This is a genomic window from Streptomyces sp. NPDC031265 (assembly GCF_055570295.1).
Window position 1 is genome coordinate 383,709 of record NZ_JBVIHM010000002.1, and the last position, 13,107, is coordinate 396,815.

The 13,107-nt window shown below is 72.3% G+C and carries 9 protein-coding genes; 4 read left to right on the plus strand and 5 right to left on the minus strand.

Going from position 1 to position 13,107, the window contains the following annotated elements:
- Nucleotides 1-138: 138 nt before the first annotated feature.
- The 5 genes from ACZ499_RS05910 to ACZ499_RS05930 all read right to left on the minus strand — a co-directional run bounded on the left by ACZ499_RS05910 (nt 139) and on the right by ACZ499_RS05930 (nt 6,877).
- Nucleotides 139-1,020 carry an endo alpha-1,4 polygalactosaminidase gene (locus ACZ499_RS05910; protein ID WP_468672651.1) on the minus strand — a complete coding sequence of 294 codons (882 nt, stop codon included), beginning with the start codon at nt 1,018-1,020 and terminating at the stop codon, nt 139-141.
- Nucleotides 1,017-1,688, minus strand: a complete 672-nt coding sequence (locus ACZ499_RS05915) for a spherulation-specific family 4 protein (protein ID WP_468672864.1) — start codon at nt 1,686-1,688, stop codon at nt 1,017-1,019. The genes ACZ499_RS05910 and ACZ499_RS05915 overlap by 4 nt, the downstream gene beginning before the upstream one ends.
- Before the next feature lie 104 nt (nt 1,689-1,792).
- Nucleotides 1,793-3,247 carry a hypothetical protein gene (locus ACZ499_RS05920; RefSeq protein ID WP_468672653.1) on the minus strand — a complete coding sequence of 485 codons (1,455 nt, stop codon included), beginning with the start codon at nt 3,245-3,247 and terminating at the stop codon, nt 1,793-1,795.
- The gene (gene pelF / locus ACZ499_RS05925; RefSeq protein ID WP_468672655.1) at nt 3,244-4,794 is read right to left on the minus strand and encodes a GT4 family glycosyltransferase PelF; all 1,551 of its coding nucleotides are present in this window, start codon (nt 4,792-4,794) and stop codon (nt 3,244-3,246) included. The genes ACZ499_RS05920 and pelF overlap by 4 nt, the downstream gene beginning before the upstream one ends.
- Before the next feature lie 37 nt (nt 4,795-4,831).
- On the minus strand, nt 4,832-6,877 hold the full coding sequence (locus tag ACZ499_RS05930; protein WP_468672657.1) for a hypothetical protein: 2,046 nt from the start codon (nt 6,875-6,877) through the stop codon (nt 4,832-4,834).
- A gap of 283 nt (nt 6,878-7,160) precedes the next feature.
- On the opposite strand from ACZ499_RS05930, the gene ACZ499_RS05935 reads away from it, so the two are divergent.
- The 4 genes from ACZ499_RS05935 (at nt 7,161) to ACZ499_RS05950 (ending at nt 12,912) form a co-directional block, all read left to right on the plus strand.
- Nucleotides 7,161-8,681, plus strand: a complete 1,521-nt coding sequence (locus tag ACZ499_RS05935) for a leucyl aminopeptidase (protein ID WP_468672659.1) — start codon at nt 7,161-7,163, stop codon at nt 8,679-8,681.
- Nucleotides 8,682-8,984: 303 nt separating this feature from the next.
- Entirely contained in the window at nt 8,985-10,373 is a 1,389-nt protein-coding gene (gene lpdA / locus ACZ499_RS05940) for a dihydrolipoyl dehydrogenase (protein WP_468672661.1), read from the plus strand.
- Nucleotides 10,374-10,425: 52 nt separating this feature from the next.
- On the plus strand, nt 10,426-12,180 hold the full coding sequence (gene sucB, locus ACZ499_RS05945; protein ID WP_468672664.1) for a 2-oxoglutarate dehydrogenase, E2 component, dihydrolipoamide succinyltransferase: 1,755 nt from the start codon (nt 10,426-10,428) through the stop codon (nt 12,178-12,180).
- Nucleotides 12,181-12,288: 108 nt separating this feature from the next.
- The gene (locus ACZ499_RS05950) at nt 12,289-12,912 is read left to right on the plus strand and encodes a GntR family transcriptional regulator (RefSeq protein WP_385550345.1); all 624 of its coding nucleotides are present in this window, start codon (nt 12,289-12,291) and stop codon (nt 12,910-12,912) included.
- Nucleotides 12,913-13,107: the final 195 nt, after the last annotated feature.

The window sequence follows — 13,107 nt, forward strand, 5'->3', positions numbered from 1 at the left end:
GTTCCCCGCGCCCCTGAAGGACTGTGGCTGAGCTGGGTCCTCCGGCTGCGGCGGACCGCCTGAGGGGCGCGGGGCTGTGTCGATATGCGGCTCCGCCGCGTGGGCGCGACCAGCCCCCACGGCCCGCAGCCGAGTTCGCTAACACGCCTTGCGCCACGTACCCAGCTCCAGCTCCTTCTGCATGGAGCTCAACCGCAGCTTCCGCGCCACGGTGCAGAACTCCGCGGGCGCCTTCTCGTACTCGACATGGAACACCGCCTTCCCGGCGCGAGTGAACGCGCCGAGCGCGTCACACTCCCCGAACTCCGCGCACTGCTCGTTCACCGCGAAGTCGAAGTCCCCCACCAGCTCCGGAATCTGGTCGAGGTCGTTCTTCAGCCCGACCGCCAGCCCCCGGTCATGGGCGAGCCGTGCGACGAGCCGGTTGTACCCGAGCTGCTGCGTGGCCGTGAGAGGGAACCCGGTCTCGTTGTCGTAGCCGTCCATGTTGTCCGGCTCGACCGCGTCGAACCCCTTCTCCCGGCACATGTCGAACCGCTTGGCCATCAGCGGCTCCAGCACGTCCGTGCGGCGGACGTCGAGCCAGCGCTCGCCCTTCCAGCCGTTGCTCTTGCCGAGCACCGACTTGGGGAACCGGTCGGCGTCCGGGCGGAAGTCCTCCCAGGCGCCGGTCGAGACGTAACAGATGACCTTGCGCCCGCGCCGGTGCAGATCGTCGACCTGTGCCTTGGAGATGTTGAAGCCGTCGACGTCGTACACCGGCACGTCCACCGTCGGGTCGAGCTTCCCGGTGAGCTGCCACTGCCAGGCCAGCCCGGGCCGCGGCTGCCAGCGGGCGCCGCCGGCTGTCGGCGAGGGGGCGGAGGGGCTGGGGCGGGACGCGGTCGGGCCCGGCGCGGACGGGGTCGGCGCGGCGCTGGACTCGTCCGGCCCCGGCCTGTCGTCGTCGTCCGGCGAGGACGAGGAGCACCCCGCCACCAGGAGCAGCAGCAGGACCAGCGCGAGCGGCAGGCGTCTCATCGGGCGGGCTCCAGGAGGTGCGGCAGGGTGCCCCACGGGTGCGGCGCGTCGCCCGGCACCGCGCAGTGCACGGACGTGGTGAGCCGGGCGCCGGGCGGGGCCGCGTACACGAGGTGGCAGAAGCGTTCGGGCGGGTGGCCCAGGGTCCACGCCGGGGCGCGCACCTCGGGATAGGCCGCCCAGGTGCCCTCGAACGTGACGAGCAGGTCCGCGATTTCGGCGTACCCGGGGTCGGGGTGGGCGCCGTGGTTGAGGACCAGGGTGCGGGCCCCGGCGGCGCGGGCGGCGACCGAGAGCCGCCGGTAGTGCGGCAGCAGCGCCGGGTCGGTGGCCGCCTGGTCGAGGAAGGCGCCGTCGGCCCCGTACCAGTCGCGGTGGCGCAGCAGGTCGCGTACGACGTCGGCGTGCGGGCGGCGGCCGTAGTCGGTGTCCGCGTAGCCGAGGACGGCGACGCCGGCCGTCCGCAGCCGGGCCGCGGCCTCGGCGAACGCCGGGTCGGGGGCCTCCCCCGCGCCGCTGGCCGGGTTGAGCACCACCCCGTACAGCAGGGGGGCCGCCGCGATCAGCGTCTCCCAGGCGTCGGGCCGGTCGGCCGGGTGGTCGTAGAACGGGACGAGGAGGTTCCGCCCCGGGGCGGAGGTGGGAGGTGCGGCGTGCTCGGCGTGCATGGTGTGCGTGGTTTCCGTCCTGATGCGCGCGGCCGCTGCGGGCCCCGCTCCGTATGCGGTCATACCCGATGCGGTCGTCCCCGATGCGGTCGTCCCCGATGCGGTCATGCCCGGTGGGCCGTCGCCCTTCCCAGCAGCGCCCCCACAAGCCCGGCGAGCACCACGGCCGCCGCGCCCGCCACCACCGGCTCGACCGTGCGGGGGTGGCCCGCCCCGGTCGCCAGGGCGAGGACCTGCACCCCGCCCGCCGTGCAGCACACGGCGGCGGCGCTGCGGACCGCCCCGAAGGACTGGAGCAGCAGCGCGGTCCACAGGACCATGCCGGTGAACAGCAGCCCGGTGAGGCGCAGTGCGCCCAGTTGGGGGGCGCCCGGCCACAGGAGCGTGCCGACGACGGTGAGGGCGAAAAGGATGGCGAGATAGCCGCTCAGACAGACCACGATGGTGAGCACGGTCGCCTTGCGGAAGCCGTACGCGGTGGTGCTCGCCCGCAGCCCGGCCAGGCTCTCGCTGCGGAAGCGGTACAGCAGCCACTCGGCGGGTCCCATGCTCAGGGTGAGCGCCACGGCCGAGGGCGCGGCCACGGCGGACCCGGCCCCGTCGGCGAACACGTCCCCGACGGCCGCGTAGAGCACCAGGACGCCGGTGCCCAGGCCGAACAGGGCGTACGGGACGGAAGCGGCGAGCCCGGGGCCCGGCCGGCCGTCGGCCGCTGCCCCGTCGCCGCGGGCCGCGCCCGCCAGGGCCCGCCGGGCGAAGCCGGCCGCGGCGGCGAGCGAGAGCAGCAGCAGCCCGGTGCGCAGGGCCTCGGGCAGGTCGTACGGGACGGTGAGCGCGGCGCCCGCCGCCATCGGCAGCAGCGCGCACAGCAGGTCCCGCTCGCGCCCCATGGCGAGCAGCACGGTCGCCGCCGCCAGATAGACGGCCTGCCCGGCGGCGAAGCCGGCCGCCGGCAGTTCGCCGGGCCCGCTCGCCGCCAGCGCCACCAGGGCGCTCAGCACGGCCCCCAGCGGCGCCCCGGTGCGCAGGGCGGCGGCCGCGGCGGACCGGTCGCCGAGGCCCAGCCATGAGTACGCGCGGTGTGAGAGGCCCTGGTTCCACACCCAGCCGGTGATGGCCCCGGCGAGCAGCGGGACCGTACCGGCGGGCAGGCCGAAGCCGTCCGGGTGCCCGGCGAGCAGCGGCGCCCCCAGGACGTACGCGAGGCCGGGCAGGGCGAAGACGAGGCCGCGCAGCAGACAGGCGGGCAGAACGGCGTGCCAGGGGTCGGCGGCCGGGCCCGCGGCGGGCGGGTAGCGGCGCTCCACGCGCGCGTAGAGGTCCTCGGCGAGCTCGAAGGAGTCGTGGCGGCCGTAGGTGGTGCGTATGTGTGCGTCGGTCATGCCGTCGGATTCGAGGATGGCCGCCACCTCGTCCGGGTGGACGGCGGCGGCTATCAACTCCTCCAGGCGGTCGGCCAGTTCGTCGATGGGGTCGACGGCGGCGCCGTGCGGGCGCTGCCGCGGGATGAAGGGCAGGGTGTCCTGCCCCTCCTTGCCCAGCCAGAGCGAGCCGCTCACCAGACGGATCCGTCCGACGCCAGCTCCCGGTACCAGGGGTCGGCGAGTTCGAGCGTCCAGTCGTCCGACTCCCGCGGCACCTCGATGCGCTGCTCGGCGGCCGCCGCGTACCGCGGTACGGGCTCCGGGTCGCCGGCGAGCTCCAGATAGATCTGGCGGAACCCGTCGACGGACCGGTGCAGTGTGAACTGGTCGACGACCCGGCTGCGGGCCCGCGCGCCCAGTCCGGTGCGGTACGCCTCGTCACGCAGCAGCGCGAGCGTGGCCTCGGCCATCAGGGCGGGCTCGCGCGGCGGCACCACGAGACCGGCGTCCCCGACGGCCTCGCGCACCCCGCCCACGTCCGTGGACACCGTGGCGCGGCCGCAGGACATCGCCTCTATCAGCGAGAAAGGGAAGCCTTCACTGATGCTGGAGAGCATCACCACGCTCCCCGCCGCGTACGCGCCGGCCACATCGCTGACGCGGCCCTCGTAGCTGATGCCGTCGGCCACGCCGAGCTCGGCGGCGAGCTTCTCAAGGCGGGTGCGGTAGTCCTCGTTGCCCGCCGGGACGGGGCCGAACAGCCGCAGCCGCACCTCGGGCAGCTCGGCCCTGACCATGGCGTACGCCCGGATCAGGGTCTCCAGGTCCTTGATGGGGTCGACGCGGCCGCACCAGCTGAGGGTGGGCACCTCCGGGTCGGGTCCCGCGTGCGGGAAGAGGTTGGGGTCGACGCCGTTGTAGACCGTCCTGATGCGGTCCACCGGCGCCCCGCCGCGCTCCTCCCAGCGGCGGTTGTACTGGTTGCACGGGGTGATGAGGTCGGCCTGGCGGTACCCCATCGAGTTGAGTTCGCGGTAGAAGCTGAGGATCACCGACTTCACCGGCCAGGTCTGCTCGCCCGTGCGGTAGCCGAGGTAGCGCTCGCGCAGATAGATGCCGTGTTCGGTGAGGAGAAAGGGCACACCGTCGAAGTGCTGGGCGGCGAGCGCGGGAAGGGTGGCGAGTCCGCTGCTGACCGCGTGCGCCACGCAGTCCTCCGGGAGCCGGGCGGACAGCGGGCGCAGCGCGTGTTCGAGGAGGTCGGTGGCGGTCAGGGCGTCGTGCACGGTGGGCCGGGCCGCGGCTGTCTGGAGGTGCGGCATGGTCCAGATCCACATCAGCGACCGCAGCGCGGCCTCCGAGCGCAGCGCCGCCGAGAGCCGCCCGGCCCGGGCCAGCCGCGCCAGGGCGTACAGCCCCTGGGTGAAGTCGCAGCCGGACTCCGGGTCGAGCATCGAGAGCAGGAACCGCTCGTAGACGTCTATGAAACGGCGCCGCTCCTTGCCGAGAAGTGGCCGCCGCCCCGGCGCCGGCCCCCACAGGGGGAACGCCGTGTGCCGGTACACGTTCGGCGGCAGCTCCCAGGTGACCGGCTCGCGGCCGCTGCCGGTGAGGGCCAGGACGTTGAAGTCCACCTCCGGCATACCGCGGACGAGCTGGTCGCACCAGGTGCTCACGCCCCCGTGAATGTGCGGATAGGTGCCTTCCGTGAGCATGCTGACATGACGGCCACTGCTCGGCATTGGTGTCCCCCCTGGACAGCGAATGTCAGTCGGCTGGTCAGGCCGGAAGCTTCAGCGTGATCGCCGCCTGCAGCAGTCCGGGTGAGGACCAGGCGGAGCGCTGACCCGCGTACGGCGTGCCGAACACGGTGGTACCGAGGAGCTGTTGCTGACGGGTGCCCTCGGGAGCGGTGACGGGTACCACCACGCCCGACGGCCCCTGGACGGTCACGGTGGTGCCGATGCGGTACGCGGTGACCTTGCCGTCCGCGACCGCCTTGGCCCACGTGGACTGGCGGCCGAGTTCGGTGCCGATGTCCCGCTGGCGCAGGTTGACCACGGGCGCGCTGTCCGCGAACAGCCCACGGTAGTCGCCGAGGACCTTGTCGAGCACCGGGTAGAGGATCCGCTCCTCGGCGAGGTTGGACTGGTGGACGTAGTGCGGCCGCGGGTCGTTGCCGAGCACGTGGCGCAGCGCGGTGCCGGCCTCCTGGGGAACGATGTGGGACTGGTAGCCGGTGGCGGTGTCCAGCGGCGCGGGCAGGCAGGTGGACGTCGGGTTGCCCTCGCAGATCCCGCTGCCGCCGTCCGCCTTCGAGGTGTAGATCCAGTTGTACTCGTCGGTCATCTCGGCCGCCTTGCCGACGTTGTAGTACACGTTCATCGGGTAGCGCGGCACCGTGAGGGCCTTGCCGACCGGGCGCTGCTGCGGCTCGCGCGAGTTGTCGCTCCCGGCCCACTTGACCCCGGCGTCGAGGAGCCCGGCGGCCAGGTTGGGGTTGTCCTGGGGCTGCTGCGGCAGGGTCTTCAGGCCTGAGTGCTCACCGGTGACCAGCTCGGTGCGGTCGACCGGAAGGCCCTTCTGCACGCCCCACTGGTAGTTGTTGTTGATCTGGCCGGAAATGTCGCTCCGGCTCACCCACTTGGTGCTGCCGTCGGCGTTCTTCGCGCAGGTCCAGGGGACGGTGGTGGTGTCCTGGACGCAGCCGAGGAACTCGTGCGTGTAGGTGTGGTTCTCCCAGCGGAACTTGGCCTTGTCGGCGAGGAGCTGGGCGGTGAGCGCGTCGGTGCCGCCGTTCTCGGTCTTCCACTCCTCTCCGGAACCCGCGTTGTACAGCAGGTCGAGGGTGAAACCGCTGGTCTGCTCCCACTGGGCGGCGTACTGCGCGTCGGCCGCCGTCATCCGGATGTCGCTCGTCCGACCGCTCCCGCCGGCGCAGTCGAAGTCACCGGGCGTGCAGTTGAGCGTGGTGTCCCAACGGGCGTCCGGCGCGAGGACGTCGTCGACATGCACGGCAAAATAGTTGCGGCTCTGCCCGAGGTGTACGCCTTGAGTCAGCCATTCCACCATGCCGCGGGCAAGTACCTCGAACTGCTCCTGGTACTGGTTGTAGGCGAAGGTGACGACGAGTTCGCTGCGCCCGTCGTGGATGTAGGACCCGACCAGGGAACCGCCGGTGGGCGCGGTGAGATAGCTGGTGTAGCCCTCCCGGGGATGGCCCGCGTACCCGTAGCTCTCCGACACCATGGCCGAGTTGTCCTCGAAGAGGACCGGCCCGTCGAGGTAGCCGAACGGCCCGGCCTTGCCGTCCGTGGTGACCGCGGTCCTGGCGCCGTCCAGGACGCCCGCCCAACCGCCGTTCTGGTCGGTGTAGTCGAGCCCGACCTCGGGGTGGGCCCAGGTGTAGGCGTCGATCTGGCGGATGCCGAAGGTCTTCTCGTACGCCGCGAGCGCGGTCTGCTCGGGGGCGTCGGCCGCGCCGAACGGGATCTCGTTGGGCGCCACGACGCCCTGGAACTTGGCGCGGGGCCGCCCGTTGACCGTGTCGCTCAGGAACGCCGCGTCGATCGTCTGGCGCCCGGCGTCGTTCAGTTTCACCGTCTGGTACGGCAGCCCGATGCTCGTGAGCTGGGCCGTCAGCGCGTCCACCGCGCTGCCCCCGTCGTCCAGGACGAGCACCTTCAGGTCGATGCGCGGAGGAGTCGCCGTCGTGTCGGCCACGGCTGCGGGTATGCCCGCCGCCAGGACGCCGGCGGTGAGCAGTGCGACGGTGGTTCTGCCCGCGTTCAAGCGGTTCGCCTTCTTCAATGTTTCCCCCCTCATGGGGGCCCTTCCGTATGCACGCACATGGGAGGACCTGTGGAGATGATGCAAAGGAGCCCCGTGCGCCCTTGCCCGAACGGGCCGAGTGTGACCGAGCGCTCACAGTCTGGCGGGGAAACATTGAAGAGACACCACGGATGAGTGAATTGCCGCCGCCGTGATCGAAGCGCATCTGCGCGCGTACGCTCGTATCCGCGCCCAACTCGGCCGATTTACGATGCGCCGGGGCACAGCCGACCCATCCCTCGGCTCGAAAACTCAACGGAAGAGAGACTTCACCACCGTGACTGCTCTGACTCTCAGCACTGCCGGTGCCGCGACGCTGCGCGCCGACGCCGTGGTCGTCGGTTTCGCCAAGGGCACCGGGCCCAAGGCGGGTCCGGTCGTCGCGCCGGGCGCCGAGGCCGTGGACAAGGCGTTCGGCGGCAAGCTCGCCGTCGTTCTGGAGACCCTGGGCGCCTCCGGTGCCGAGGGCGAGGTGACCAAGCTGCCGTCGCCGTCCGGCCTGAAGGCGCCGGTCGTGCTGGCGGTCGGGCTCGGCACGGCCCCCGAGAAGGGCGAGGCGTTCGCCGCCGAGGTGCTGCGGTCCGCCGCCGGCGCCGCGGCCCGCGCGCTCACCGGCACCAAGAAGGCCGCGTTCGTCCTGCCCGTGGAGGCGGCCGAGGACGTGGCGGCCATCGCGGAGGGCGCGCTGCTCGGTGCGTACGCCTTCACCGCGTACCAGGACGGCGGCAAGAGCGCGAAGGCGCCACTGGCCGAAATCGCTTTGATCGGCGCCAAGCCGCGTGACAAGGCTCACAAGGCGGCCGCCGAGCGCGCCATCACGCTGGCCGAGGAGATCAACCGCGCCCGCGACCTGGTGAACACCCCGCCGAACGACCTCTACCCCGAATCCTTCGCCGCAGTCGCCACCGCGGCCGGCAAGGAGCACGGCGTCAAGGTCCAGGTGCTCGACGAGAAGGCGCTCACCAAGGGCGGCTTCGGCGGCATCCTCGGCGTCGGCACCGGCTCCGCCAACGCGCCCCGCCTGGTGCGCATCGCCTACACCCACCCGGGCGCGGCCAAGTCCCTCGCCTACGTCGGCAAGGGCATCACCTACGACTCGGGCGGCATCTCGCTGAAGCCGGCCGGCCACAACGAGACGATGAAGTGCGACATGGCCGGCGCCGCCGCCGTCTTCGCCGCCGTCGTCACGGCCGCCCGCCTCGGCCTGAAGGTGAACGTCACCGGCTGGCTGGCGCTCGCCGAGAACATGCCGTCCGGCACCGCCACCCGCCCCGGTGACGTGCTGCGCATGTACAGCGGCAAGACCGTCGAGGTCCTCAACACCGACGCCGAGGGCCGGCTCGTGCTGGCCGACGCGCTGGCCAAGGCCTCCGAGGAGAACCCGGACGCGATCGTCGACGTGGCGACCCTGACCGGCGCCATGGTGATGGCGCTCGGCAACCGCACGTTCGGCGTCATGGCCAACGACGACGCCTTCCGCACCGCCGTCCACGAGACGGCCGAGGAGGCCGGCGAGCAGTCCTGGCCGATGCCGCTCCCCATCGAGCTGCGCAAGGGCATGGACTCCCCGACCGCCGACATCGCCAACATGGGCGAGCGGATGGGCGGCGGCCTGGTGGCCGGTCTGTTCCTGAAGGAGTTCGTGGGCGAGGGCATCACCTGGGCCCACCTGGACATCGCGGGCCCGGCCTACAACGAGGGCGGCCCCTTCGGCTACACCCCCAAGGGCGGCACCGGTTCCGCGGTCCGCACCCTGGTCCGCCTCGCCGAGCGCACCGCCGACGGCGAGCTCGGCTGACGCCGTGTGACACCGATGGCCTCGGGCATACGCCCGAGGCCGTTCGTGTTCACCCCGCGTATGCGTCCGGATTCCGCTCTGGACGAAATCCACAGGTACGCAGACGGTGATCGCCCTCCCGAGGGGGCGGTCGCCCGTCTCAGAGCCCGGCCCCGCGTCCCGCCTTCCGGCAACAAGTGCGAAGATGGGTTCTCGGCAGGACAGGGCCCCCACCACAGGGCCGACGAAGACAAGCGGCCGAACACCAGCCGCCGCCCGGTCATCGGTGACCGGTGCCCGGCGCACATGCATGGAGGACGTGACGTGGCGAACGACGCCAGCACCGTTTTCGACCTAGTGATCCTCGGCGGTGGCAGTGGCGGCTACGCCGCGGCCCTGCGCGGAGCGCAGCTGGGCCTGGACGTCGCACTGATCGAGAAGAACAAGCTCGGCGGCACCTGCCTGCACAACGGCTGCATCCCCACCAAGGCCCTGCTGCACGCCGGCGAGATCGCCGACCAGGCGCGCGAGGCCGAGCAGTTCGGTGTCAAGGCCACCTTCGAGGGCATCGACATCGCAGCCGTCCACAAGTACAAGGACGACGTGATCTCGGGCCTCTACAAGGGCCTCCAGGGCCTGGTCGCCTCCCGCAAGGTGACGTACATCGAGGGTGAGGGCCGTCTGTCGTCGCCCACCTCGGTCGACGTCAACGGGCAGCGCGTCCAGGGCCGCCACGTCCTCCTGGCGACCGGCTCCGTGCCGAAGTCGCTGCCGGGCCTGGAGATCGACGGCAACCGCGTCATCTCCTCGGACCACGCGCTGACCCTGGACCGGGTCCCGCAGTCCGCGATCATCCTGGGCGGCGGCGTCATCGGCGTCGAGTTCGCCTCGGCGTGGAAGTCCTTCGGCACCGACGTCACCGTCATCGAGGGCCTCAAGCACCTCGTCCCGGCCGAGGACGAGAACTCCTCGAAGCTTCTCGAGCGCGCGTTCCGCAAGCGCGGCATCAAGTTCAACCTGGGCACCTTCTTCCAGAAGGCCGAGTACACCCAGAACGGTGTCAAGGTCACGCTGGCCGACGGCAAGGAGTTCGAGGCCGAGGTCCTCCTCGTCGCCATCGGCCGCGGCCCGGTCTCGCAGGGCCTCGGTTACGAGGAGCAGGGCGTCGCGATGGACCGCGGCTACGTGCTCGTCGACGAGTACATGCGCACCAACGTGCCCACCATCTCCGCGGTCGGCGACCTCGTCCCGACCCTCCAGCTCGCGCACGTCGGCTTCGCCGAGGGCATCCTGGTGGCGGAGCGTCTGGCCGGTCTCAAGACCGTCCCGATCGACTACGACGGTGTGCCGCGCGTGACGTACTGCCACCCCGAGGTCGCCTCGGTCGGCATCTCCGAGGCCAAGGCCAAGGAGATCTACGGTGCGGACAAGGTCGTCGCTCTGAAGTACAACCTCGCGGGCAACGGCAAGAGCAAGATCCTCAAGACCGCGGGCGAGATCAAGCTCGTCCAGGTCAAGGACGGTGCCGTGGTCGGCGTCCACATGGTCGGTGACCGTATGGGCGAGCAGGTCGGCGAGGCCCAGCTGATCTACAACTGGGAGGCTCTGCCGGCCGAGGTCGCGCAGCTCATCCACGCGCACCCGACGCAGAACGAGGCTCTCGGCGAGGCGCACCTGGCGCTGGCCGGCAAGCCGCTGCACTCGCACGACTGAGCCCCTCGGGCGCGACGACCACTTCCGCAATCTGTAAGGAGAAACTGAAACCATGTCGGTTTCCGTAACCCTTCCGGCGCTCGGCGAGAGCGTCACCGAGGGCACCGTCACCCGCTGGCTGAAGGCCGAGGGCGAGCGCGTCGAGGCCGACGAGCCGTTGCTCGAGGTCTCGACCGACAAGGTCGACACCGAGATCCCGGCCCCCGCCTCCGGCATCCTGGCCTCCATCAAGGTGGCCGAGGACGAGACCGTCGAGGTCGGCGCCGAGCTGGCGATCATCGACGACGGCTCGGGCGCTCCGGCCCCGGCCGCCGCTCCGGCCGCCGAGCCCGCCGCCGCTCCCGCCCCGGCCCCCGTGGCCGAGGCTCCGGCCGCCCCGGCGCCCGCCGCCGAGGCCCCGGCCCCGGCCGCCGCCCCCGCCGGTGGCGCCTCCGGCACCGACGTGACCCTCCCCGCCCTGGGCGAGTCCGTCACCGAGGGCACCGTCACCCGCTGGCTGAAGCAGGTCGGCGAGGAGGTGGCAGAGGACGAGCCGCTGCTTGAGGTCTCCACCGACAAGGTCGACACCGAGATCCCCGCCCCGGTCGCCGGTGTGCTCCTGGAGATCGTGGTCGGCGAGGACGAGACCGCCGAGGTCGGCGCCAAGCTGGCCGTCATCGGCGCCGCCGGTGCCGCGCCCGCCGCCGCCCCGGCCCCCGCCGCCCCGGCTCCGGCCGCCGCCCCCGCTCCGGCTCCGGCTCCGGCCGCCCCCGTGGCCGCGCCGGCCGCGCCCGTGGCCGCGCCCGCCGCGCCCGTGGCCGCGCCCGCCGCGCCGGTCGCCGCGCCGGTCGCCGCTCCGGCTCCGGTGACCCCGGCTCCGGCCCCGGTCGCCACCTCCGGCGACGACGGCGCGTACGTCACGCCGCTGGTCCGCAAGCTCGCCTCCGAGTCCGGTGTGGACCTGGGCGCGGTCAAGGGCACCGGCGTCGGCGGCCGCATCCGCAAGCAGGACGTCATCGCCGCGGCCGAGGCCGCCAAGGCCGCCGCTCCGGCGCCGGCCGCCGCTGCCCCCGCCGCGAAGGCCGCCCCCTCCCTGGAGGCGTCCCCGCTGCGCGGCCAGACGGTCAAGATGACCCGGATGCGCAAGGTCATCGGCGACAACATGATGAAGGCGCTGCACTCGCAGGCCCAGCTGACCTCGGTCGTCGAGGTCGACATCACCAAGCTGATGAAGCTGCGCGCGGCCGCGAAGGACTCCTTCGCCGCCCGTGAGGGCGTCAAGCTGTCCCCGATGCCGTTCTTCGTGAAGGCGGCGGCCCAGGCGCTGAAGGCCCACCCGGTCATCAACGCCCGGATCAACGAGGACGAGGGCACCATCACGTACTTCGACTCGGAGAACATCGGCATCGCCGTGGACTCCGAGAAGGGTCTGATGACGCCGGTCATCAAGGGTGCGGGCGGTCTGAACCTCGCCGGTATCTCCAAGGCCACGGCCGAGCTGGCCGGCAAGGTCCGCGCCAACAAGATCACCCCGGACGAGCTGTCCGGCGCGACCTTCACGATCAGCAACACCGGCTCGCGCGGTGCGCTGTTCGACACGGTCATCGTGCCGCCGAACCAGGTCGCCATCCTGGGCATCGGCGCGACGGTCAAGCGCCCGGCGGTCATCGAGACCGCCGAGGGCACGGTCATCGGCATCCGCGACATGACGTACCTGTCGCTCTCGTACGACCACCGTCTGGTGGACGGCGCCGACGCGGCCCGCTACCTGTCGGCCGTCAAGGCGATCCTTGAGGCCGGCGAGTTCGAGGTCGAGCTCGGCCTGTAGGACCCGCAGCCGTACGGTCTGTGACGAAGGCGCCCCTGCCCGGAGTGATTCCTGGTGGGGGCGCCGCCGTATTGTCTAGAGGTCACCGCTCGCGTGAAGGAGCTCTTCATGACCCCGCCCGTCGTCCACTCGCTGCGCGAGCAGATCCGCGAGCACATCGTGGAGGGGATCGTCAGTGGCCGCTGGAAGCCCGGTGAGCGGATCGTGGAGCGCCGGATCGCCGTCGAGCTCCAGGTGAGCCAGACGCCCGTCCGGGAGGCCCTGCGGGAGCTGGAGTCCCTCCGCCTGATCGAGTCGGCCCCCAACAAGGGCGTACGCGTACGGAACCTGACGGCGGCCGACCTGGAGGAGAGCTACCCCGTCCGGGCCGGCCTGGAGCAGATCGCGGCCGAGCTGGCCGCGGACCGCCTCGCCGCGGACTGCTCGGCGCTGGAGCCGCATGTGGCGGCGCTGTACGAGGCGGACGCGGCGGCCGACGGGACGGCGCAGGTGCGGCACACGGTGGGGTTCCATCGTGAGCTGGTGCGGGCGGCGGGGAACAGCGTCCTCCTCCACACCTGGGAGGGCCTCGGCATCGAGGTCTTCACGGCGCTCTCCATCCGGTGGCTCGGCACGGTCCAGAAGTCGTACGCGGAGGAGCACGAGGAGCTGGTGGCGGCGTTCCGGCGGCACGATCCGCGGATCGGCACGCTGGTCAAGTCCCACGTCCTGGGCTGCGCGCCGCGGGCGTAGCCCCCACCCTGCCCGTTCCCTGAACCCTCCGGGGGCGGGTGGGGGCTGAGCTGGTCTCCCGGGGCCTGCGGCCCCCGGACCCCGCTTCGGGGCTCCGCCCCGGCCCCGTCCGTCTGAGGGCCGCTTGGGCTGGTCGGGGGGGGGGGGGGGGGGGGGGGGGGGGGGGGTGGGGGGGGGGGGGGGGGGGGGGGTACG